We start from the raw sequence: 23,669 nt of genomic DNA, 5'->3' as shown, positions 1-23,669 counted from the left end.
TCCCTTTTAAAGTCTTTCTAAACTCCTGAACCGATCCTTAACTCAGGGATTGCCGGAACTCCCTTGGCGAGAGATTGGTTTTGGACTTGAACAGCTTGCTAAAGGACTGTGAATGTTCAAATCCTAATTCATAAGCGATCTCGCTTACAGACATCACAGTGCCCGCTAGTTTTTCCTTTGCCTTTTCTATCAGTTTTTCGTGTATATGCTGTTGCGTATTAAGACCGGTAGTTACTTTCAGTAAAGTGCTTAAATAATCAGCGGAAAGATTAAGCTGCCCCGCAATATATTGAACGGTAGGTAGTCCTTCGATCATCGCATTACTGCTGAAATGCTGATCCAGTAAAGCTTCCAGTTGATCCAGAAGACTTTGTGATTTGCAATTCTGCGGGTAATAAACTGGCGGTGATAAAAACGTTGGGAATAATTCAGCAGCACTTCGATTTGAGAAATGATAATTTGCTGGCTGAATGTATCAATATTAGCATGATACTCTTGCTGAATGTTTTGGATAACTCCCGAAACTACAGCCTCTTCTTTTTCTGATAGAAACAAAGCCTCATGAACAGAATAGCTAAAATATTCATATTTTTTTATAGTGGTTGCCAGTGTAAAATTCCATAAAAAGTCAGGATGGATCAATAACATCCATCCTGATTTATCCGGGGCATCCTGCATCACTTCAATCCTGAAAACTTGTCCCGGAGCAATAAAAAACATAACACCTTCGTCAAAATCATAATCCTGCTGACCATATTTGAATTTGGCATTCATATTTTTCTTCAAGGCAATGAAATAGAAATCATATACCCAGCTTATTTTGTTGTTGTCGGGTGAATTTTTCATGGCCGCATAGTCCACCAAGCTGATTAATGGATGCTCAGGTTGATGCAGGCCCCTGAGCCGGTGATATTCGCTGATGGATTTTATACGTTGTATTTGTTGGTTGGCCATGTTCAAATCTTCAATATTACAAACTAAGAAAAAAATCTGAGCGCAAGGATTTAAATCAGAACACTTTTTTGGCCTTTCAGCAAAAAACCAACCCTAATTCCAGTCTCACTATCCTAAGCTTCAGACCGTATGATGTCTGCTTCCAAAAGCTTTTATATAGCGAGCTATTTTTGTAACAATTATGTTTAATAAGATCACTCAGCGACACGCTCTATATTCTGGAAGAAAAATACCGTAACTTTTAAAATCTCCTGAATAATGAAGAAGAAAATATAACCAGCTATAAACCCCATATGAATCAAACCACTCAGATCACAGCCCATAAAGTTGAGTATCTTTCTTCATTAACCGCCTTACGTGGAATTGCAGCATTATTAGTCGCAGTCTTTCATTTTGAAATGGCTGTTGCCAGGTTTGTTCCTGCTGCACAATCTATGTTTTTCGAAAAATGTTACCTGATGGTAGATCTGTTCTTTATCATGAGTGGTTTTATCATGCTGCATGTATATAACAGCCAATTTAAAGATAAGATCCAGGCAAAATCGTTGAAAAACTTTCTTGTTGCCAGGTTTGCCAGAATTTATCCTTTGCACCTGTTTTCACTCTTGCTGCTCGTAGTCCTTGTGCGCTGGCTTACAGATTGGGGTAATCCTCCAATTATCCTTGAGCAACCAGCTGACATTTTACCGAATATTTTCCTGCTCCATTCCTTTGGTTTTACAAAGATCTATAATTGGAATATCCCTTCCTGGAGCATTAGTGCCGAATGGGCTGCTTACCTGCTTTTTCCAATCATTGCCTTATGTATTAACAAGAAAAAAGCCATTTCTGTTATCATTTTGATCTTGCTTATCGTAATTGCATATTATTCCATTATGTACTTGCTTCCGCGAAAAAACCCTATAAATCCTGCCATTCCAGTCCCTCATAACCTGAATACGACTTTTGATTATGGATATATCCGTGGAATAGCTGGATTTACAACTGGTATTCTTGTATACCTGCTTTACGAATTGCTCGCTGTCAGAAAAGCTTTATCCCATGATATAACTGCGCTGCTTATAATTTTCGCGATCATTATGTCTATGCATTTTGCACTTAATGATAGTCTCACAGTCTTGTTGTTCGCTATGCTGGTACTTAGCTTTACAGCTAATACTGGTAAAATCGCAAAGTTCTGCAACCGGAAAATCCCGCAATTCCTGGGAGATATTTCTTATTCAGTTTATCTCATGCAGATCTTTCTGCAAGAACCATTTTCACATGGTATTTATTTGCCAGGGATTACAGGAATAGGAAGAGGTAAACAGAATATTGATTTTTCAAGCGGAGTTTTATACTGCGTAACCTATCTGATCCTGCTCATTATGATCTCTTATATTACTTATCAATGGGTGGAACGTCCCAGCCGGAGATTTATAAACCGTATTTGGGGGAAATAAAAGGATAAAAGCATCGTCAGGAACTTCACCTTGTAAAAGTATTGAATTTGGTAATATGAAAACATATTATTTAAGTGTTCTGATTAATTAACTTCCTTCATTACGCTGTATGCTCAACAAAAACGCGCGAATGTAATTGTAATTTTCACAGACAATATTGGCTATGGACACATCAGCTGTTATAAAATACTTATCGGCTACTCTTCTTCACTATTTTTCATCTTTGATATCAAATCATATGCTCCTTTAGTCACCACTTTAGCACCGGTCAGATCGAAGCTTTCAGGAAGTTCAACTTCAACATATCCTGCAGCTGCCGATCCAACTGTGACCTCTAAAAGCTGAAAATGGTAATTAAGCTCAGCATTTTTTCCTTTGCGCTGCCCAGTCTCGATAAAAATATACTTCTTTCCTGCAAAATCAGCTATAGCAGACTCTGGTAAAGCATTTACCTCTTCAGTTCCGGTTTCAATCAATGCATTTAAATAAGCTCCCGGTATCAGGTTTCTGCTTTGCGTATTCGCCACACAGTGAACAGTAACTGTCTTATCTTCATTAATTTCCCTACCCACCAACGTAACTGTGGCTACACGCTCTTCAGCCTCATTTTGTAACGAAAAACGAACTTTCTGTCCTTTCTTAATTAAATCTACGTCTTTTTGAAACACCTTCAGTTCCACATGTAAATTTGCACTGTTTACAATCTCAAACATCACATCATTCGGACTCACAAACTTGCCCGAGTTTACATTTACCTTGGTCACATAGCCATTTATTGGTGCATAAATATTAATTGTACTCCGGATATTGGCCGGTGTTAAAGTAGCTGAATTGATATTAATCAGCATCAAACGTTGTCTTAAAGCACTTTCTCTGGATAACATCGTTTGATATTGGGACTTGGCTTGCTGCAGCACTTTCTGTGCATTTATATTCTGCCTCGCCAATTCCTGCTGTCTTTTATATTCAGAATCTGCCAATTCAAGTTGACTCTTATTTTCCAGATAATCCTGCTGTAACTGCACATACTCCTGATTTTGAAGTACAGCAATAACCTGCCCCTTACTTACTGTTGAACCTTGCAGCAAAGGAGTAGATTTCACAATCCCACCCATTTGTGTAGTGATACTAATCAGATTTTCAGGTGGGACATCTATTGTCCCATTCACTTTCAGGACTCCGCTGATTGATTTTTTCTCTACCCTTCCCAAGGTAACACCGCTAGTTCTATATTGCGCAGCACTCAATTCCACTGTATTTGCGTTTTCCTTCGCCTGAGCTTCAGCAGCAGCAGCAGCAGCAGCAGTATGATCTTCTGCTACTTTTTTATTCCCGCAGGAAGCAAGGACAACCATAGCAAAAGAAAGTATATAAATAGCCTGTTTGAATTCAATTCTTGTTTTCATCGTATATCGTTTTTTAAATTATTTTAGGTCAATCAGATACTGAAGTGTATAAACCGATTGATTATATTGATTAATTGCTTGCAAATAGCTAAACTGGATATCAGAATAAGTCCGTAAAGCCTGTGAAAATTCGAGATAGCCGATATCACCACTTTGAAAAGCAATTTGTGATTGTTTCAGTATCAGATTGACATTTGGCAAAGCATTTTTCTCATAATAATCAACACTGTGTGAATTCTTCAGCAAATCCTGTTCGGCCTGCTTATATTGAGTTTGCAGATTAGTTTGAAATAAACTGAACTCAGTCTGCGCAATCTGTTTCTCTATTTTAGCAGTTTTAATCCTCCCTGCAAATGGCTTATAAAATAGCGGGATGGAAATACCTGCCTGTATCCCCTGAAAACGCTTACCTGCACTAAAAATCCGATCTTGTCCATTTATAGTCTGACTGCCAATAATCGACTGATTAAAATAACCTACTGTAAAATCAGGGCCTGCCTTTGCACGCTCTACCCTTAAAGATTGATCAGCGATTTCTACCTGCTGCTGTTGTAAAGCCAACAAAGAAGTATTAGCCAGACTATCAGGGGCAATCAGATTCCAGTTCTCTTTCTTTAAATAATCACTGCTTACATCTATCATCTCCTTTGTATTCAGCAACCGTTGTAATTCAACACTATAAATTGATATATCAGCCACATTCTTTTCAGACTGATTACGTACTTCATTCAATTGGGTTTCGGCCGTAGTACGTTCCAGCATATTTGTTTCTCCGGTCTGATAGCGCAGAGAAGATGCTTTCAGAAAATTACTGAAGATAGAATCCTGGCTTTTATACAACTTTTGAAGCGCTTTAAAATAACTTAATTGTGCATAAGTACTCTTTACCTGGCGAATAAGTTCGTTTTGTGTCACTGAAAGATTTAGCTCGCTGCTGCGGACCTGCGCATCATATAAATTGCGCTGGTTTTTAATCAATCCCGGAAATGGGATATTCTGCTGCACTGATATGTTATTATCTCTTTTGATACTATTGAACTGTCCGTACTGCAAATTCAGGTTGGTCTTCCCCAAATCAAATGCAGTACCTTGAATGGCCTGCTGTTTGCTGATTTGCAATTGAGAAGACTTAACCGACTGATTGTTAGCCAATGCAATTTCTACAGCTTGCTGCACAGTGATAACCCTGCTGTTTACCGGGCTTTGTGCCATCGTTTTTGACGGCATGAAAAATAAACCCATCAGCAAAGCAACCATTGCAGTTGCAATTTCCTTTTTGCCCTTTTTGAAATTTTCGAAATAAGTATATAACACAGGTAAAACGAGTAAAGTTAAAATTGTAGAAGTTAATAAGCCTCCGATCACTACAGTAGCCAATGGCTTTTGTACTTCGGCGCCCGCAGCAGTAGAAAGTGCCATCGGAAGAAAACCCAGTGAGGCTACTGTCGCTGTCATTAATACAGGTCTTAATCTCAGCGCTGTACCCTTCAACACAATCTCCCTGAGATCGCTGATCCCGCTAGCCTTCAACCTGTTAAACTCAGTGATCAGCACAACCCCGTTTAACACGGCCACACCGAATAAAGCAATAAAGCCAACCCCAGCAGAGATACTGAATGGCATGCCCCGCAATAACAGCGCGAATATGCCACCTATAGCAGCCATCGGAATAGCAGAAAAAATCAAGACCGATTGTTTCACTGATCCAAAAGAGAAGTACAGCAATAATAAAATAAGCGACAATGCTACCGGGACAGCAATTGTCAAACGCTGTTTTGCCGCTTTAAGATTCTCAAACTGACCACCATAAGTAATATAATAACCCGGAGGCAATTTAATTTTCTCGTTGACCTTTTGCTCAATCTCTCCAACAACAGTGGAAATATCCTGACCACGAACATTTAACCCAACAATGATTCTGCGTTTAGTATCCTCTCTCTGAATCTGATTTGGGCCGATCTTGAACTCGACCGAAGCCAACTGGATCAATGGAACTTTAGTCCCGTTAGGTGCAGAAATATAGATGTTTTTCACATCATCTATCCCTTGCCTGTTTTGCTCAGATAAACGTACCACCATATCATACCTTCTTTCCCCCTCATAAACCAATCCTGCCGACTGTCCCGCAAAAGCAGAATTAATAGTCTGGTTAACGGTTTCAATGTCGATTCCATAACGTGCCAGCTGATCCCTGTTAATTTTCACCACAATCTGCGGAAGACCAGTAGCCTGCTCCAGGTATAAATCTTTTGCCCCCTTAACAGTAGTCACAATTTTCCCTATTTTCTGAGAAATAGCTGTCAGGGTCTCCAGATCATCTCCAAATATTTTAATTCCAATATCCTGTCTCACTCCCGAAATCAGTTCATTAGATCTTAGCTGAATCGGTTGGGAGAAACCGAAAGTAACCCCGGTAACCTTATCCAGTGCTGCGGCCATTTTATCAGCTAATTCCTCTCTGGATTTTGTAGTTACCCAATCCTTTTTATCCTTCAGTATAATCGTTAAATCAGTAGCTTCCATTGGCATAGGATCTGTTGGAATTTCAGCAGAACCGACTTTACCAATCACTTCTATCACTTCAGGAAACTCATTTAATAAGATTTTGGATGCCTGATTAACCTTATCAATCGTCTGACTCAATGAACTTCCGGTCAATAAACGTGTTTCCACAGCAAAATCACCCTCTTCCAAAGTAGGAATAAACTCTCCACCCATCCTGGTAAACAAAAAGATACTGATGACCAGTAAAACAACTGATAAAACAACAACTGTTATACGTTTACGCAAAGCACCCGTAATTAATGGTGTATAATACTTCTGAAAGAAATCCATCATCCGGTCAGAAAAATTCTTTCTAACAACTGGCTTTTTACTTAGTAACAAAGAAGACATCATCGGCACATAAGTCAATGACAATAAAAATGCACCCAAAATAGCAAAGGAAACAGTCTGAGCCATTGGGCCAAACATTTTACCCTCAATACCCACCAATGCAAGAATCGGCAGATATACAATCAAAATAATAAGCTGTCCAAAAGCAGCGGCGCTCATCATCCGGGTAGCAGATTGTTCTACCTGCTGGTCCATTTCATCTTGTGTCATTTTCCGGGTCAGCTGACTTGCGCCCAAAAGGTGCATTGTAGCCTCTACAATAATCACTGCCCCATCTACAATCAACCCAAAGTCGATAGCTCCTAAACTCATCAGGTTACCAGAAACCCCAAACACATTCATCAGGGAAATAGCGAATAGCATTGCCAATGGGATCACGGATGCCACTACGACACCTGCCCGGAAATTACCCAGGAACAAGACTAATACAAAGATGACAATTAGCGCTCCCTCAATCAGATTCTTCGCCACCGTACCAATTGCACGGTCTACCAAAGCACTTCTGTCTAAAAACGCTTCCACAACAATACCATTTGGAAGTGTTTTATTAATCCTTGCAATCTTCTCTTTGACCTTTTTAACTACATCATTGGCATTTGAGCCTTTCAGCATCATCACGATTCCGCCAACCGCCTCCCCATGACTTTTTGCCGTTGTTCTGGTTAAAGCACCATAACGTATCGCATTTCCCAGCTGTACATTTGCGATATCACGGACTAAAACAGGAAGGCCCGAACTGGTATTCCTAACTACAATCTTATTAATATCTTCTATATTCCCAACCAATCCCTCACTACGGATAAAATAGGCATTGGGCTTTTTATCAATATATGCCCCACCTGTATTTTGATTATTTCTTTCCAGTGCTTTAAATACATCACTGATACTTAAATTATAACTATTCAGTTTATTTGGATCCAAAGCGATCTCGTATTGCTTAAGTAACCCACCGAAACTGTTCACCTCGGCAATTCCAGGCGTTCCTAAAAGCTGCCTTCTGACAATCCAATCCTGAATACTTCTTAATTCCCTGGCATCATAAGTCTTTTCAAAACCCGGTTTAGCATGAATTACATATTGATAAATCTCCCCCAGACCAGTAGAAATAGGCGAAATTTCCGGATTCCCGATTCCCTGAGGTATATTATTCTTCGCTTCGGAGAGCTTTTCGTTGACCTGCTGTCTTGCCCAGTAGATATCTACATCATCGTGAAAAACAATAGTCACTACAGAAAGTCCAAAGCGGGAAATAGAACGTACTTGCTCAATTTCAGGAATGGTAGACATTGTTTGTTCAACGGGAAAAGTGATTAACCGTTCTACCTCTTCTGAAGCAAGAGAAGGACTTAAAGTGATCACCTGTACCTGGTTATTGGTAATATCCGGCACAGCATCAATAGGTAATTGTTTCAGTGAATATACCCCCCACGCAATCAGCGCCAGGGTAAACAGACCAATCACCAATTTATTGTGAATGGAAAATTTTATGAGCTTACTTAGCATATCTTATTTATAATGAGATATCAAAGAATAATTCCCAAACGGAATCAGCTAATCCTTGATAAAAGCATTGATGGAATTATTAAATAATAATAATGACCTATAGCATGCGCAAGGCACGTATAGAAAAATGAAGATGGTTAAGAAATCAATTGTGGTGGCTGCCAGATCGGAAGATTGACAGTAATGAACTTTCCTGCTAAATGTACCGCAAGTACAGGTAAATGTTCAGCAAAAGGAGTAGAAATTACTAAAGCATCTTTGATTACAGAAGCAGTAGCACAACAAGCACAATTACAAAAAGGGCTGCAATTATCGTTGTTTCTTTCTGAATGATGCGCTTGCTCAATTTTGGCACTACTATTCAAACCGGCTACAGCATCTCCGCATGGCACTAAATTAAGAGCCAGCACTAATACAATCCCTATGAATGATAATAATCTCATATACTTAGACGAAGGTAATAAAGAAATCAGCTAATCACCTAATTTAATAAAACTATGCAATCCGATTGCAGTTTCAATTAAAGCGTCAGAAAATTCCTCCCATTAAAAATAGCTGTTTTTAATGGGAGGAAGAGTTATATTTAATTAAAGTCTGCTAAGTAATAAAATTACAGGTCTGCTCTTTAATTACTGATTCGCTATTTAATTAGTAAATATTTCGCGAAATACGCTCTTAAACGTTTTTGAAAATAGGTTTTGTAAGGTTCTTCATAAGTATGGCTCTGACCCGGCAGGATCAGCAAATCAAAATCTTTATCAGCCTTGATCAGTGCATCTGCCATTCTATAGGTATTGGCTACGTTTACGTTCTGATCAGATTCGCCTGAAACCAATAGCAAATGTCCTTTCAGATCTTTAGCGAGACTCTGATTTAAAGCGACGGGCTGATCAAATCCCTGATAGCTTTCAGTCCAGGTACGGTTATAAATAGTATTGTCATGATTGCCCGATGAAGAAACGGCTACCTTATAAAAATCGGGATAAGTACATATTGCGGCCGCAGACATCATCCCACCGCCGGAATGACCGAAAATACCAATCTTGTTCATGTCTATAAAATGATAACGTGCACCTAATTGTTCCAGTCCGTATTTATCATCTTCTAAAGCGTAGTCCCTTAAATTACCGTAACCAAATTTATAGTAACTGGCCTTCCGGTAAGGTGAACTTCCACGATGCCCCATTACCACCACTATAAATCCTGTTTGTGCCAGTGAGGTATTGTTATAACGGTCAAGTACGGTGAATTCGTTCCACACCGTTTCTGTAAAGGGACCAGGATAGACCTGTGAGATGATAGGGTATTTTTTATCCGGATCAAAATGATAAGGTTTCCACATCAGTCCATAAAGATCTGTGACGCCATCTTTTGCTTTAACGGTGAACATCTCCGGCTGCTTCCATCCGTAGGTATACAATTGACTAAAATCTGGTTTTAGCACTTCCTGCACAAATCCACCTTCATTATTTCTAACTATTGATCTTGGCTCCAGGTTTATTGCAGAATAATTGTCTACCAGATACGCTTTGGTTGGCGATATAAAAACAGCGTGGGTAGCATTTTCAGGAGTCAGTAGTTTATCCTTCCTTCCATCAAAACCAACTTTGTAAACGAAAGCATAATTAGGGTTACAGTTTTTCTCTTTCCCGTAACCATAATAGTAAAGGCATTGTTTCGCATCATCCGCAGTGGCAATTTTACCTGCAGTCCATTCTCCGGCAGTGACCGCATTGAGCAGTTTTCCATTTAAATCATAGCGGTAATACTGTCCCCAACCCGTACGGTCACTCCACCATAAAATATTTTTCCGACCGTTGATCACTGATACATTAAATAAATCTTCATTGATAAATGGCTTACTGACCTCGTTGATCAGCACATGCAGTTTACCGGTATTTAAATTCACAGCACACAGTTCCATTTCATCTCGGCTCCTTTTTTTGCGAACCAGCAGGATTTCCCCATTGCTAAGGATACCGTTCCTGACCAGACTCACTTCCTGGTCTGGCCAGCGTGCAATGTCTACTTTTTTTAAGGTATTTGCAGCAGTATTTCCAATAAACAATTCAAATTGTGCTACATACTGATCTCCGGGTAGCTCATAGGGATAAGTGACTACATAAGGCCTTGGCGCAGACAATGAATTGACCACTGTCATATGCTCAACCTTTCTGGTATCTTTCCGCAAAATATAAAAGTTTCTGGAGTCATCTGCCCATACGGCATCTGTTTCTGTGTTATTACTGGCAAACTGATCTTCATCATTTATGGAAAACGAAAAATGTGCAGCGCCATCAGCAGAAAGTACGCGCGCTGCAGTATCTGCTGTTCCCGATGTTTTCTTAAGATATAGATTATGATGCCGGGCATAAATCAGCCACTTTTTATCAGGTGAGCTATTCCCTATCAGATAAACAGGGGCTGATTTTTGTTGCGCTACATGCTGAACCAATGTCTCCTGCTGATAAGCATAATCATACCTGATCCCATCATAATTGATACTGACGGTCTTTTCATCTTCAGAAAAATCACCAGTATAATCAATTCGCTGTTTTTCAACAGGCTTACCAGTTAGCTTTGCGAGCCGGGCCAGAATTACACTTTTATTGAATAGCAGCTTTTTCTCTTTCCTGTCCATATCTACCAGAAAATATTGCCTTTCAACTGAAGTATTTTCCACTTGCACCTGCACCTGCACCGATGACATTTTCTTGCCTGATGATGATTTTGCAAGCAGATCTTCTGCTGTCATCCAGAACCGATTGCTCTTTTTTAAGAAAAAAGGGATCACCTGCGTAGTTCCCATCAGCTTTTGCAGGTTCGGTGCATCAAACTTTTCCGCAGCAGTGAAGTCAGGTACCTGAGCGCACAGCTCTGCAGGGATAGCCAGCAGCGTATAACAGATTAGCCATATCAGTGTATGCTTGCTTTTAAAGAGAAGAAAAGCCCTTTTGCCGAGTACATTAATTTGATCCATCCTGGTTTAATTTGATTTGCCGGAAGGTTGGTTTGCCCTGATTTGATTCTCTTTCAGTATTTCACAGCTTGAAACCAGAAAAGGATTTTTAGTCCGCCTGATCACTTCATCAGCAATCTCTTTGGCACGGGGATATTTATAGTCGGGAATCACCGAGCACATCGTGATATATGGCCACATAATCCTCAGGTTATCTTCAGAAAAAGTACTGGCGTTTTTTTCAAACAGGGAGGTAACCTTACTATAATCTTTCCGGCCCGCTGCCTCTGCCATGTCAATCAGTACCAGCAACTGCATTTTGTCAGGCATTTCAGTAGCTTCAATCTGCGCTTTGTACTGTTCAAATGCTTGTTTATTGTAAGGCTTATCTTTGAAATAATAGCCCTCCAGACATTCACCAGCTAATTTTCTAAAAATAAAAGACATTTTATGATCTACTGTGTCTTTTTTGTTCTGTACTGAAAAATCTTTCCAGTTGTTAACGAGATAGTTGAAATTAGGACTATCCACATCAGACAGGTACATGGCGTACCTGTTTTCACCAAATAGCACCCAATTTTCCGGCAGGGCACGCTGTGCGGGCGTAAGAACAGCCATCAGCTCATCGTTGATCTTTTTTGCTATACCTCTTTCTGCAACACGGATTTTTAAAAGGACCAGTGCCCTCAGCAGATCGGGCTGGCGCTCACCGGCATCATACCTGGCCGTCAGTTTCGATTCCTCATTATCGGTATGCATGCCTTTTCTGATATGGGCCATAAATTCTGCTGCAGGCATTCCCCCAACAAATTTGTAGCGCAGTTTTCCATCAGTATCAAATAGCAGATAAGAAGGAAAAGCGCCTATAGCATAAGTTTTCATCGTGCCCGGTCCCTCCCCCTTTTCCATGTCCATTTTCACATTGATGAAATTGCTGTTGAAAAAAGCAGCAACACTGTCCGTCTTGAAAACGCCTGCCTCCATTTGTTTGCAAGGAATACACCATTCCGTAAAACAGTCTACGAAAACCAGCTTATGCTGTTCTTTGGCCTTTTTTAATGCTTCCTGAATAGTTATCTGCTCAAAATTGATCTTTTGGTGCTGCGCAAATGCAGTGGTGCCGAAGGTGATCAAGAACACTATCATTATCTGTTTCATCATCTTTTTTATGCATAAAATTGATCATGACCATCATTTCCTCAGGCCACGATCAATCATGGATGTCAATAAATTAATTTGGTTTCTGGTTGATATCGCGCTCAATCTTCTGCTTCATCATTTTATACCGTTCACGTACTCTTGGATCCTGGTGTTTTTCGCCCATTTCTCCAACATGCGCCATCGTTCTGATGAAATACATATGGAGTACTTCACTCGCATCAGTTAGTCCGCCAGTAATATTGGTGTTCTTCACCGCAGCATCTGTAAGATCGTACACAAAATTATTTTGCATCAGCATGATATATTCATTGAAAGGAAGCGTAGTATCAAAATCCTTGAAAACATAACGGTCAAGATCAGCAAATAAATCACTCACGGTATAGGCATCTTTTCCCAGGGCATATTCTGCCTTAATCAGGTTATTGAGCACTTCCGGTGTGATGAATTTGCGCAATGCATCCTGCGTACTTCTGCCCATCTTAATAGCTTCAGATTCACTGTTCAGTAAATTCATTTGTTTACTTTGTATCCAAACAGGCGGGCCATTGAAGAACCAGGTATTCAATAGTGCCATTGCGCTTTTCTGATCTTTTTTAGACGTATAAATTACAGGTACATCATTGTAATCTTTTAACATCGGGCGGGTAGAGATCCCACCAATATAACTCACCACATTGTCTGTATACAGCTGGTAACTTTTTTGAAAAGCGTTGGAAAGTATTTTGAAGTTGGTCCAGTCCTCATCCTTGTCCTTCATTGCTGCTGTCATCTGCTCTACCTGGAGATAGTAACGCTCCACGTTTTTCATGCCCAGTTCTGATGCCTCAAGCTGGTCATCAGAGAGGTCGCCTTTGCGTGTAAAAGGATCATTTTTATTCTCTTCCAGGAAAAGTAGTTCGGCATCTGTAGATTTTAAGCTGGCTAAAGCTTTTTTCTCCGCAGCAGGCTCGCTAAAAACTCTGTAAGCCCAGCCTACAGCCATTTTATCATAACTGGATACATGCGGCAGCAGATCTGCCACATCCACTTGATCTCCTGGTTGTAATACGTAATTAAACTCGGTATCATCGGTAATAGACGAAGTGAAACTATGGGTTTTCAGCCATGCGCCAGACCTGAGTTGTTTAGGGCTATACGCCGCACTACCATGGAGATTTGGTATCATACCCAGCAATTCACCCAATGCCGTAGCTACTTTCCATTCCAATATTTCTTTTCTCACTTCAGGATGGTACAGGTCTTTCTTGATTCTTGGATCTATAAATGCACATTTAGCAAAATAAGAAGGCAGCAGGTCATTGATTAAATTATCGCCGACATCCATTTTTGCTGCCAGTATTTCTCCGGTACGCGGATCCGTAACCACATTGGTTGGAAGACCCTGACCTGGACTTCCCCATTCGATCAATAATTTGCCGGCAGACAACCAATTGTCTTTTGCAGTATTCATCACTACCAGCGCGTTTTTAAATCCTGCAGTCTCGAGCGCAGTATTCCATTGCTGTATTGCTTTTTTGATAGCAGGTACAAAAGGTGCAGGCGTAACCGGATCAATAAAAATGCTGATGGGCTTTAGCGGTTCCACCAATTCTCCGGCAGCATATTTCTTGCGGTCGGCCGCCTTCACTTCAAGATTCCATTTGGTGATGACTTTTACGTTGCGCACCCCATATGGATTTTTACCAAAATCGTTGTAATTCACCGTACCAAAACCTACTCTGACATCTGCTTCTCTTACCTTCATCTGCGCATCCGGCAGGCGCTGAATGCTCAGGTTCAGCATAAGTGCTATGGCACGGTCTACTGCTTTGTTACCGTTAACGTTATTGCCGGGCTGTGTCTGTGTACGCAGTACAGTGAAAACCACCCCTTTCTCTCCCACTTTTACCTGCTGTACACCAGAACGTGCTGCATCAGAATTACTTAAATCACTCACATCTTTGAAAGAAAAAAGATCTCCGCCTTCCATTAACTGCCTGGTAACATCAATAATATAACTTCCCTTCGTTTTTCCGGCAGCTTCTACCGGAAGGACAAAACTAACAGGGATCAGGTTGGATTTCTGTACTAAACTTTCCATACCCTGGTTAAAGTCTGGCGACAGTGCTTCTTTATACACCTCTCTGGTCACATTCAAATTGTTGCCTGTAGCTTTGATAAAACGCACGATTCCGGAAGATTGCGCAACACTTTGCGAATATCCGCGTATAATCTCACCAATTACCAGGAGATCCGTATTTAATGCAGAAGCAGGAATCTCCAGGAAATACTTCGAGTCATCCTGATAAACGGTAAATTCTCCCGGCGTAATCTTCATTGTTTTTTTAAAGAACTTATCAAAAGGCATCAGCTCATTGGCCGGCACCACATTTGCCGGTACCGTGGTCACCGCTTTGACTTTTGGTTTTTGTTTTCCCTGTGCAGAAGCTGCAGCAGAGGAAAAGAAAAAGCATACCGTAAATAATATAATTAAGCTATTTTTCATTTTAGTTGTTGAAATTGTTGGTTCAATAAGGTACATATCACTTGTTGCGCTCAGCATATGGGTTATTTGGTTAAATAAGCGTCATTCTTACCACTGTGCCACACTGCAATCATATTTGCGATGGAAACAAGGTGACTTTTAGTAATGAAATCGCTCTGTTTTGCCGCACCAGCTTTCGCTTGCTGCTGAATGAGCAGCATCTGCTTATTCATAATCAGGCCGATGTTGTTGCCGAAATTTGACGGATTATCTACATGCAATAAAATTTTATTCAGGTAGGCCCTTTGCAGCATCCTGTTATAACGCGAAATGGGTTTACCATTTTCAATATCCCTAAAAATAAACTGCTGCAACTCAGCTAAAAATTCACCCGGAGCATAGTCTGATTTACCTGTGATATTTTCTATCGTGGCCAACTGATTATATTTAGCCATCAGTCTGCCTAATAAATCACTATAAGTATCTTCAACATCGGTATTGAAGTTAAATTTTGTTTTGGCACCTATGTTTGCAGGGTATAACCATTCGGGTTCAGTGAGCATATATTTCTTTAAATAGGCTACTGCCTCCTTTTGCTGGGTATCACTTACGGGAATATAATTACTTTTATTTTCAGTACGCAATGCATTGTCACTATTTACGCCCCCTATATTTTTAACTACATGCTGCAAATATTGAAAATAGCGTCCTTCAACGGCACGGTACATCGACCTTAACGTAGAATAGTCTTGATCCGGACCGTCTCCCCATTGATTAAGGTTGACCATAGTCCTTTTCAGGTTCTCTACACCGAGCGCGTTTGCCTTCATGTTATTGTCGCCAATGTCTTCACTCTGCACTCTTGGATCGAAAGCATCCGACTCCTCTAAATAGAAAAACTTAGGATCTTTTCTTTTCTCAGAAACCCATTTAGTCAGATATTCCGCTGTAGTTTTTGGATCTTTTTCAGGCATATATTTATATCCCCATTCAATCGCATAATTATCATATACACCAATTACCGGCAATAAATCTACAGGGGTCATCTTATCTTCCGGCTGCGCTGCATAGTTGAAGCGCATATAGTCCATCACAGAAGGGCCGAAACTGTTTTTCCTGATAAAATCACGGTTACGGATACTGTCAACCGGATAAGAGGAACTGCCTGCAAAATTATGACGCAAGCCAAGGGTGTGACCTACTTCATGCGTAATCACGTTTTTAACCAAGGCGCCCATTAAATCTTTACTCATCGGGATTTTACGAGCCCCCGGGTCTGTAGCTGCACACATTGAAAAATACCAGCGTTGCAACAACTCAAGAATATTGTGAAATACAGCAACATGTGAGGTCAGGATTTCACCGGAACGCGGATCGACTACCTGCGGACCATAGGCATTGGCCACTTCCGAAGGTTTGTACGAGATATAAGAATACCTGACATCCTCCATACTGTAGTCGGGATCCTCTTTCAGCGTAGGTGCCAGCTTACCTGTGATGGCATTCTTAAAGCCTATTTTCTCAAAGCTCTTGCGCCATGCATTTACGCCCTCAATCATATAAGGAATAAGGTAAGCGGGTGTATTGCGGTCAATGTAAAAAACAATAGGTTTTGCAGGTTCTACCAGTTCACCATTGTTAAATTTCTGCAGATCTTCTGGTTTGGGTTCCATCCGCCACCTGTTCGCGACAACTAAATCTTCAGTTTTTTCAGGATTTTTATCATAACTGGTCAACCTTGTGGTAAAGTAGCCTATTCGCTTATCCGCATAACGTTGATGCATAGGCAGCTGTGGTAGCAGAAACCAGCTAGACCCCACCTCCCACATGGTAGGATTAGTTTCTTCTGCTTTTGCAGGTGCGTCCGGCTTCGGTGCTTCAACCTGTCCTGGTGGCGAAGCAGCAGCTTCACCATAACTTTTAATGGAACGAAACACGACGTTGTTTTCAAAACTGCTCACCCCCAGTATCCTGGATTTAGCGGCTTCAAATCCTCCCAGTTTCAGTTCTGCAGCAGCTCCCTTTAGAGAAAAAAGATCACTATCGCCAGCAAACAGCGAGGTGATATCAATCAGTGAGCTCGCATTTCCGACAGCGATAATGTCAAATGCAAGCAAGGTGGGTACCAGATTAGCTTTGATCGAATTGTAATACACGCTTGAGGTATCGGTAGCCTGAATAAAATCTGGTGCAACCAGGTTCATCTTGCCGTTTATTCCCTTTTTAAAACGGATCACCCGGTCATTTACCGCATCCCCGGCGAAACCGAAACGCATACCCGGATTACGTTTACGCTGTGCAGAACCGCTGATAATTGTTACACTGGTCAGGATTTCCCTGCCAAGGAGCTGATCGGGAATTTCAACCAGATATTTATCATCCTGTACATAAATGTTAAACATCCCTTTAAAAGTTTTGGCTCCCGGCTTGATATATTTACTGATTTGCGGGATAGCCTGTTCTGATTGTGCATGCAGATATTGACTAGACAATAGCAGCAGCAGGTACAACAGTATTTTTTTACTAATTTTCATCATTCTGGATTAGGCTGGTCTTTTTTCATGTCCTGCCCCCAGCCGAAACAGGGAACAGGTGCATGAAGGATTCATGGTGTGTATGTGTATTTTTAATTTGATGGATTGGCCGCATTCCCTATGGTTTGCAAATCGACGCCATAGGTATTGATAAAATAATTTCTGACCAGCGTATAGCGCTTCCTGATCTGACCATTGGTATCTATCACAGGATTCAGAATACCTACAGGCTCAGGAGCCGGGTATATATCTGATGCAGGCACCTGTACTTCCTGGTTGAGCTTTGTTTCAGACAAGGTGACCATTGCCCTGATATACATATTCCAATCCATTGACGGACTTGTTGCACTGAAACCAGCAATGATCCCTCTGCCATACGCTTCAGCATAAGTAGTCATGGAAGACGCATAATCAGCTGAATTCGTAAATTCAGTGGTAGGCAAGGATAAACTACGGGCAGCGATGTTATCCACAAACATGGTATTGATTTTTTTCAGAAAAACAACTTTGTCCGCGGCAGTCATGGTCGTAACTTTCACATTGCCATAGTTCACGCAAATACTGTTATCATAAGTATAGGCACCCACACTTACGGCTGACTTCTTGAATTTTAAAGTCTCAAAATCAAATACTCCACTCACCGAATCTACTTTGCTGCAAAGCAAAATTTTTGCAGGTAAAAACTTCTTCAGAAATTTATCTGAATATAAATCAAAAAAACTCGTTTTGATCAGCTCAAGCTGTGCCGGAATATAGGCCACTTCAGCCATCTCTACTTCATGGCCGGTTTTATCCTCACGTTCGTCAGGGATGTTATAGCCATCAGGCCTCCAGTAGATATCTTTACGATTAAATTTATACAATAAATAAGAATTGTATTTTTGATAGTAGCCCACAATCGTATTGTCAAATGCATTGTTCCCTTGCGGAAGCACATAGCTGTCAATACTACCGGAAGGAGTTAGTGCACCCTCCTCTTTTTTACAGGAGTTTAAAATAAGCAACGCACATAAAGTGAGCAGACTTAAGGTATATTTATAGTTCATCTGATGATTCATTTAGATAAGACTGATAATCGCAACTGACAGCAGCATTATTGAGGATTCTGGACCAATTGAGGGTTATTGAGAAAAGCAACATAAGGAATTGGCAAAGCATACAAATTACTATTGGCTTGCAGTACATGTTGTGTTGTACTGCCGGACGCAGCAATAAAAGTATGCGTAACAGCAAGCCCCCATCTTTTAATGTCTACCCAGCGATGCCCGTCTTCCAGACAAAGTTCTCTGCGCCGCTCATCCTGGCAAAATTTAAACAATGCAGCAGCATCTGTAATCTCCACTGGCGTGTAAGGTGTATTGCGTGTATCATAACGGTTGCGTCTCAAATAATTCAGATCAGACAAAGCTGCATTCCGGTCTGCTGCATTTCCGCTTTGAATAAAACGTTTGATATAAGCTTCTGCCCGGTTCAGATAGACCTCTGCTACACGCAACCCTTTACCACCATACCTGGCATTTGAAGGTGCTTTGTTTGACCTAAACAAGAATACACTACCATTATCATAAGTAAGAAAGTATGTTTTGTAGCGTAAATCTCCCTCATTGCCTGTATTTGCTCCGTCTCCTCTGTTATACAGGTTAGCAAGACTTGCAGAAACAGCATATGGTGGATAAAACTGCTCTTGTGAAGGAAAGTAAGGATTGCTCTCTGTGGTTGTAGAACCTCCGTAACCCCATAAAACTTCTGGCCCGGTAGAAAGGTAAATGCCCTGATTAATATAAAAACCTGTTGCATAATAACTAATCAACTGCGTCAATGATGATTTTACCGTCAATACACGGCCCGCATAGGCAATAGCCTTGTCCCAGTCTGTATTCAAGCCCCGGTAGAGGTAAAAACGTGATAACAATGCATTGGCTGAAGTTGCACCAACCCTGAAAGTGGTAGGCGGTTCAAAATTATTCTGAAGCAAATCTGCGGCCTGCAACAGGTCTTTTTCAACCTGATCGTAAACTTCTTTCAGCGTATTTCTTTTCACACCACCATCTTTAACCTGGCTGGACAGTATAAGTGGTACACCAAGCGCTGCTTCCGGATTTACACCAGTCCCGCTGTAAGGTTTCCCATAAGTAGTGACCAGTTTCAGATAGTAAAAAGACCTTAAAAACAAACACTGACCTAAAATAGCATTCTTACTGGCTTCACTTCCGGACACCTTATCCAGGTAATCCAGCACCACATTACATCCTTTAATTTTAGTATAATACGCAGTATATACATTTGCACGCTCAGCGATGACAGAAGAGCCTTCAAACATCTGAGGGTCGAACTTAAACATACCCATGCCCACCTGTAAAATATCACTATATCCTGCTACCGGAAGATTGTCATTTCCTTTGGCCAAACCATTACACTGGATATCATCAGTCAACAGATCGAAACTATCAAATGGCGTATTATAAGGATAGGCATCGCTGTACATCAATGCTTCCAGATCTGCGGTTGTAGTTGGCCTGATGGCATCCTGACTGTATTCTGCAAGGAACTTTTTGCAGGAGCCAAATACTATACTTATAAGTAAAAGGCTATATAGCGTAAATTTCTTTTTATTCATGATCTGATAATTATAGACTGATAGCTAAATTGAGTGTATATGCCCTGGTTCTTGGCTGCCCGCCAGTGGCTACTTCAGGATCCTGTCCTTCAAAGGCTTTGCTATTGAACGAAAAAGGATTACTGATACCCGCACCAATATTTACGTTTTTACAGCGCAATCTTTTGATCAGTTCTTTACTTAAGGAATAAGAAACATTGATATTCTGGCAGCGTAAACTGGAACCACTTACCACACGGTCTGCGCTATAATTATATAAATCATAGATCTTTTCGGCGCGTGTACTTCCCGGAATCATTACAGAAGGAATTGTATAATCAGGCAGTCCGGGAATAGTCGAATCTTTATGAGCTGGCGTCCATCTATTCAACACATTTCTGGAGAAATTCTCAAACTCATTCGGGAGTTTCTGATCACCGTCATAGAGCGGCGTGAGAAACTTTTTACCACCCAGCTGCAGATAAAAACTGCTGCTCAGCGAGAGCATTTTGTAGCGGAAATTCATATTCAGGCCGGAAATAAAATCAGGATCCATTTTTCCCATATACTGCAGATAAGCCGTTGGATCTGTGAGTGGATCTTTACCATTGGCCACACTCAGGTCTATTTTAGGAATACCCGTTGCCGGATCAATCCCGGCATTTTTAAACGCATAAAAACCAGACACGGGATCACCAGGATTATTGAGCCCTCCTAATACTGCTGTGCGCCAGGTACGGAGCTGTGCGCCTGAATTTAAGATTTCATTGTTATTTTTTGACGTATTGATACCAACCGACCAGGTAAAGTTTTTGGTTCTGATGGGTACAAAGTTTGCAGATAGCTCATACCCGGAATTATTCATGGACCCTCCGTTGACCAGCATACTGGTCACGCCATATTCCAGCGGTACCTGCAGTGCAGTAATCAGGTCTTTACCACGTTTGCTATAATAAGAAAACGATGCTTGTACCTTGTTATTGAGTAAACTGAAATCCAAACTTAAATTCATACTACTGTTCTGTTCCCATCGCAGATTGCCATAAGGTAAAGAGCCAATGGTAAGCAGCACATCTCCTGTGTTCTCATCGATCACACCACTTTGCACCGCTGAGCCTGGTGTTTTGACAACCAAATCCGGACTAACCGCAGCAGAGATATTTCGCTGATAACCAAAAGAGCCGCTGAGACTCAGATTAGAGAGCCAGTAAGAGGAAGCAAACCATTTCTCATTGGCCATATTCCATCTTATCCCACCTGCATATACAGGAGTAAATTTTGCATTGGTGAACTGTCCGAAGCGGTTTGACCTGTCATTACGCAAGCTGAAATTGGCCACATAACGGTTATCATAAGTATAACTCGAAGTGAAGTATATACCTGTGGTATTCGTAAGGTTATCTGTAATTTTAGGCACGAAACGGGTAGTGTAATCATTCACAGACGAAGTCCCGAAAGAGATTGTACTTGCCGGAAGTGTAGCGAATGCTTTTCCCCGGTCTCTGAGGTAACCTAACGAAGTATTTGCATAGCCGGTATATCTGGAACTGTTCATTTCCTGACCAATCATTATCGCCAGTACATGTTTCTCATTGAATGCTTTATTGTAAGAAATACTGTTACGCCAGCTCCATGAAGTATTACTGTTCTGATCAATATTATATTCACCTCCAACAGGCATTTTACTTTGTTGGTACCCCGCATCTACTGGTTTAAACATCCCATAATCGTAAAACCTGTAGGTTTTGGCAACATACTCAGACTGCTCTGTAGCATAACTCTCTCCCGTTGTAGCAATGGAGTTATAGCTGAGTAAACTCTGTACTTTAAGGCCAGGTAAAATATCATAATTGGCATCAATTGAAGCATTTGCAGAGAGCACATTATTTGTATTTCCGGTATTCGCTATTTCATTTAAAATATTAAACTTTCTTTCACTGGGGTTCCTGTAAAATGACAGCGATCCATCCGGATTGTAAGCCGCTATTGACCGGTTGGTTTTTGAGGCATATCCATAAGGATCGACCTGGTTGAAAGCTGCTGTTGTTCTTTTCGAAGCAGATAATCTGGCAGACAAATTAAACTTTTTTGTAACCTGGGAACTTACACTGATATTGCCCGTGAAGCCTTTACTATCATTGCCTATTGCTGTTCCTTTTACATCGTTGTAACCAAAAGAGGTATAATAGGATGTATTGTTACTGCCGCCCGAAACACTGAGGTTATGGCTCATGCTGAACGGCGTCCTGAAAAGGAGATCAAACCAATCTGTGTTCATGGTTTCCAGTGCAGCAACGCGTGTATTGAACTGATCTGCAGTGATCGTTTTGGCATACAGATAATCATTTACCGCACCAGCGTAGCCAATATTATTGTTCACAAGGTTTGATACCAGTCCGCGGGTAAAAATCTCCCGTGATAAAGCCACCCGTTCTTTTGAATTCATCAGGTTTAACTTATCGTAAGTAACCCGTTCATTGCTACTCATGGCCACAGAATAATTGATCGAAACTGGTCCGGCCTTCCCTCGTTTGGTCGTAATCACAATTACGCCATTCGCAGCCCTTACGCCATATATTGCGGTTGCAGCGGCATCTTTCAGTACTGTAATTTCATTGATGTCATTTGGATTTAACCAGGCAATGGAATTGCCTACAAAGTTTCTGATATAATCAGCATTATCTGGTGTAATAGCCCCTAGTGTATTCAATTCCTGTGCTTTGAAAGGCAGCGGATCTTCCTGCACTATACCATCCACTACCCAGATCGGCTCTGCTGAACCAGACAGTGTAGAGGTACCACGAACCCTGGTCCGTTGCCTTGCCCCCACCAGTCCGTTGGTGTTGGTAACGGTTACACCGGCCAGTTTACCCTGGATCAGCTGTTCTATAGAACTTATACCATTGTTATATAAATCAGACATTTTGACGGTAGAAGTGGCACCTACCATATTGCTTTTCTTCAGCAACTGGTAACCTGTACTTACTGCAACTTCCTGCAGGTCGCTTACTCTGCTCTTAACCACTACAATAACATGGGTCCTTCCCTCTACTTTAATCTCTACCCGCTCTCTGCCTACTGCAGTAAAAATTAGTACAGCGTTTTCATCTACATTGGCAATAATAAAACTCCCCACATTATTGGTGACGATGTTTCCGGGAATACCTTTTATAGCTATTGTTATCCCGGGCAGTGGTTTCCCATTTTCATCAACCACCGTACCGGTAACAATAATATCATTCACATCATTTTTTGGTTTTTCTATTTTTACCCGTTCCTTCACAATCACGGTTTGCTCTTCTACAGTATAAGTAAAGGGCTGATTGGCGAAACAGGCTGCCAGCGCATCTTTCAGCGCAGCATTATTGACATTGATATTTACATTATTTGCCTTGAGCAGAAGCTTGCGGTCGAACACAAAGTCATACCCGCTTTGCTTACGGATTTCTTTAAAAACTTTTTCAAGCGGTGCATTGTTTTCCTTCAGGGTAATGCGCTGCGCATATACAGCAGCACTTACTTGCATTATCGCCACTATGGTCAAGAGCAGGGTTAATCGCATAATCAGCAAGAATTTATGGACATGACTGTTCGGCACGCCAAATGGTTTAGTATAAATTTTATACATTTGGTAGGTTTGGTTGGTTTAGTTGATACTGATGCAAATTATTGACGTAAGGCCAGACCATCTGCCAGAGGTGTTAGCGCACCTCTGGCTTCTTTCTTTGCAGGCATTACTGTTGAAAATGTGGGGT

General features: G+C 41.0%; 13 protein-coding genes. 1 reads left to right on the top strand and 12 read right to left on the bottom strand.

Going from position 1 to position 23,669, the window contains the following annotated elements; genetic code table 11:
* Positions 1-37: 37 nt before the first annotated feature.
* A complete protein-coding gene (locus AY601_RS26250) occupies positions 38-316 on the bottom strand; it encodes a helix-turn-helix domain-containing protein (protein ID WP_335340588.1) in 279 nt (92 codons plus the stop codon).
* Positions 313-954 (bottom strand): hypothetical protein, encoded by a 642-nt coding sequence (locus AY601_RS02595; protein ID WP_335340587.1) that lies wholly within the window; start codon positions 952-954, stop codon positions 313-315. Before AY601_RS02595 ends, AY601_RS26250 begins: the two co-directional genes overlap by 4 nt.
* A gap of 293 nt (positions 955-1,247) precedes the next feature.
* Here AY601_RS02595 and AY601_RS02590 point away from each other — a divergent pair, with 293 nt between their 5' ends.
* Positions 1,248-2,396 carry an acyltransferase family protein gene (locus AY601_RS02590; RefSeq protein ID WP_068396005.1) on the top strand — a complete coding sequence of 383 codons (1,149 nt, stop codon included), beginning with the start codon at positions 1,248-1,250 and terminating at the stop codon, positions 2,394-2,396.
* Between the two features lie 197 nt (positions 2,397-2,593).
* Here the strand turns inward: AY601_RS02590 and AY601_RS02585 are convergent, their stop codons facing one another.
* From AY601_RS02585 to AY601_RS02540, 10 genes are all read right to left on the bottom strand, one after another.
* Positions 2,594-3,802, bottom strand: coding sequence for an efflux RND transporter periplasmic adaptor subunit (locus AY601_RS02585; protein WP_068396002.1), 1,209 nt, complete (start codon positions 3,800-3,802; stop codon positions 2,594-2,596).
* A gap of 18 nt (positions 3,803-3,820) precedes the next feature.
* Complete coding sequence (locus tag AY601_RS02580; protein WP_068395999.1) at positions 3,821-8,200, bottom strand: CusA/CzcA family heavy metal efflux RND transporter; 4,380 nt, start codon at positions 8,198-8,200, stop codon at positions 3,821-3,823.
* A gap of 137 nt (positions 8,201-8,337) precedes the next feature.
* Complete coding sequence (locus AY601_RS02575) at positions 8,338-8,643, bottom strand: DUF6660 family protein (protein WP_068395996.1); 306 nt, start codon at positions 8,641-8,643, stop codon at positions 8,338-8,340.
* Positions 8,644-8,840: 197 nt separating this feature from the next.
* On the bottom strand, positions 8,841-11,180 hold the full coding sequence (locus AY601_RS02570; RefSeq protein ID WP_084359039.1) for a S9 family peptidase: 2,340 nt from the start codon (positions 11,178-11,180) through the stop codon (positions 8,841-8,843).
* Positions 11,181-11,186: 6 nt separating this feature from the next.
* Entirely contained in the window at positions 11,187-12,320 is a 1,134-nt protein-coding gene (locus tag AY601_RS02565; RefSeq protein WP_068395993.1) for a thioredoxin family protein, read from the bottom strand.
* A gap of 70 nt (positions 12,321-12,390) precedes the next feature.
* Complete coding sequence (locus tag AY601_RS02560) at positions 12,391-14,805, bottom strand: zinc-dependent metalloprotease (protein ID WP_198163592.1); 2,415 nt, start codon at positions 14,803-14,805, stop codon at positions 12,391-12,393.
* Positions 14,806-14,867: 62 nt separating this feature from the next.
* Entirely contained in the window at positions 14,868-17,321 is a 2,454-nt protein-coding gene (locus tag AY601_RS02555) for a zinc-dependent metalloprotease (protein WP_068395988.1), read from the bottom strand.
* A gap of 89 nt (positions 17,322-17,410) precedes the next feature.
* Positions 17,411-18,364, bottom strand: coding sequence for a hypothetical protein (locus tag AY601_RS02550; protein WP_157287653.1), 954 nt, complete (start codon positions 18,362-18,364; stop codon positions 17,411-17,413).
* A 47-nt stretch (positions 18,365-18,411) separates the two neighbouring features.
* On the bottom strand, positions 18,412-19,935 hold the full coding sequence (locus tag AY601_RS02545; RefSeq protein ID WP_068395982.1) for a RagB/SusD family nutrient uptake outer membrane protein: 1,524 nt from the start codon (positions 19,933-19,935) through the stop codon (positions 18,412-18,414).
* A 10-nt stretch (positions 19,936-19,945) separates the two neighbouring features.
* Positions 19,946-23,542, bottom strand: coding sequence for a SusC/RagA family TonB-linked outer membrane protein (locus AY601_RS02540; RefSeq protein WP_068395979.1), 3,597 nt, complete (start codon positions 23,540-23,542; stop codon positions 19,946-19,948).
* Between the last annotated feature and the right edge of the window lie 127 nt (positions 23,543-23,669).

Origin of the sequence: Pedobacter cryoconitis (assembly GCF_001590605.1) — a bacterium.
In the GTDB taxonomy this organism is placed as follows: domain Bacteria; phylum Bacteroidota; class Bacteroidia; order Sphingobacteriales; family Sphingobacteriaceae; genus Pedobacter; species Pedobacter cryoconitis_A.
Note: the sequence above shows the minus strand (reverse complement) of the source record. Positions and strands in the feature narration are given on the sequence as shown.

Coding starts and splice junctions, on each gene's coding strand:
- AY601_RS26250 (WP_335340588.1), bottom strand. CDS start 316: ATGATCGAAGGACTACCTACCGTTCAATATATTGCGGGGCAGCTTAAT.
- AY601_RS02595 (WP_335340587.1), bottom strand. CDS start 954: ATGGCCAACCAACAAATACAACGTATAAAATCCATCAGCGAATATCAC.
- AY601_RS02590 (WP_068396005.1), top strand. CDS start 1,248: ATGAATCAAACCACTCAGATCACAGCCCATAAAGTTGAGTATCTTTCT.
- AY601_RS02585 (WP_068396002.1), bottom strand. CDS start 3,802: ATGAAAACAAGAATTGAATTCAAACAGGCTATTTATATACTTTCTTTT.
- AY601_RS02580 (WP_068395999.1), bottom strand. CDS start 8,200: ATGCTAAGTAAGCTCATAAAATTTTCCATTCACAATAAATTGGTGATT.
- AY601_RS02575 (WP_068395996.1), bottom strand. CDS start 8,643: ATGAGATTATTATCATTCATAGGGATTGTATTAGTGCTGGCTCTTAAT.
- AY601_RS02570 (WP_084359039.1), bottom strand. CDS start 11,180: ATGGATCAAATTAATGTACTCGGCAAAAGGGCTTTTCTTCTCTTTAAA.
- AY601_RS02565 (WP_068395993.1), bottom strand. CDS start 12,320: ATGATGAAACAGATAATGATAGTGTTCTTGATCACCTTCGGCACCACT.
- AY601_RS02560 (WP_198163592.1), bottom strand. CDS start 14,805: ATGAAAAATAGCTTAATTATATTATTTACGGTATGCTTTTTCTTTTCC.
- AY601_RS02555 (WP_068395988.1), bottom strand. CDS start 17,321: ATGATGAAAATTAGTAAAAAAATACTGTTGTACCTGCTGCTGCTATTG.
- AY601_RS02550 (WP_157287653.1), bottom strand. CDS start 18,364: ATGAACTATAAATATACCTTAAGTCTGCTCACTTTATGTGCGTTGCTT.
- AY601_RS02545 (WP_068395982.1), bottom strand. CDS start 19,935: ATGAATAAAAAGAAATTTACGCTATATAGCCTTTTACTTATAAGTATA.
- AY601_RS02540 (WP_068395979.1), bottom strand. CDS start 23,542: ATGTATAAAATTTATACTAAACCATTTGGCGTGCCGAACAGTCATGTC.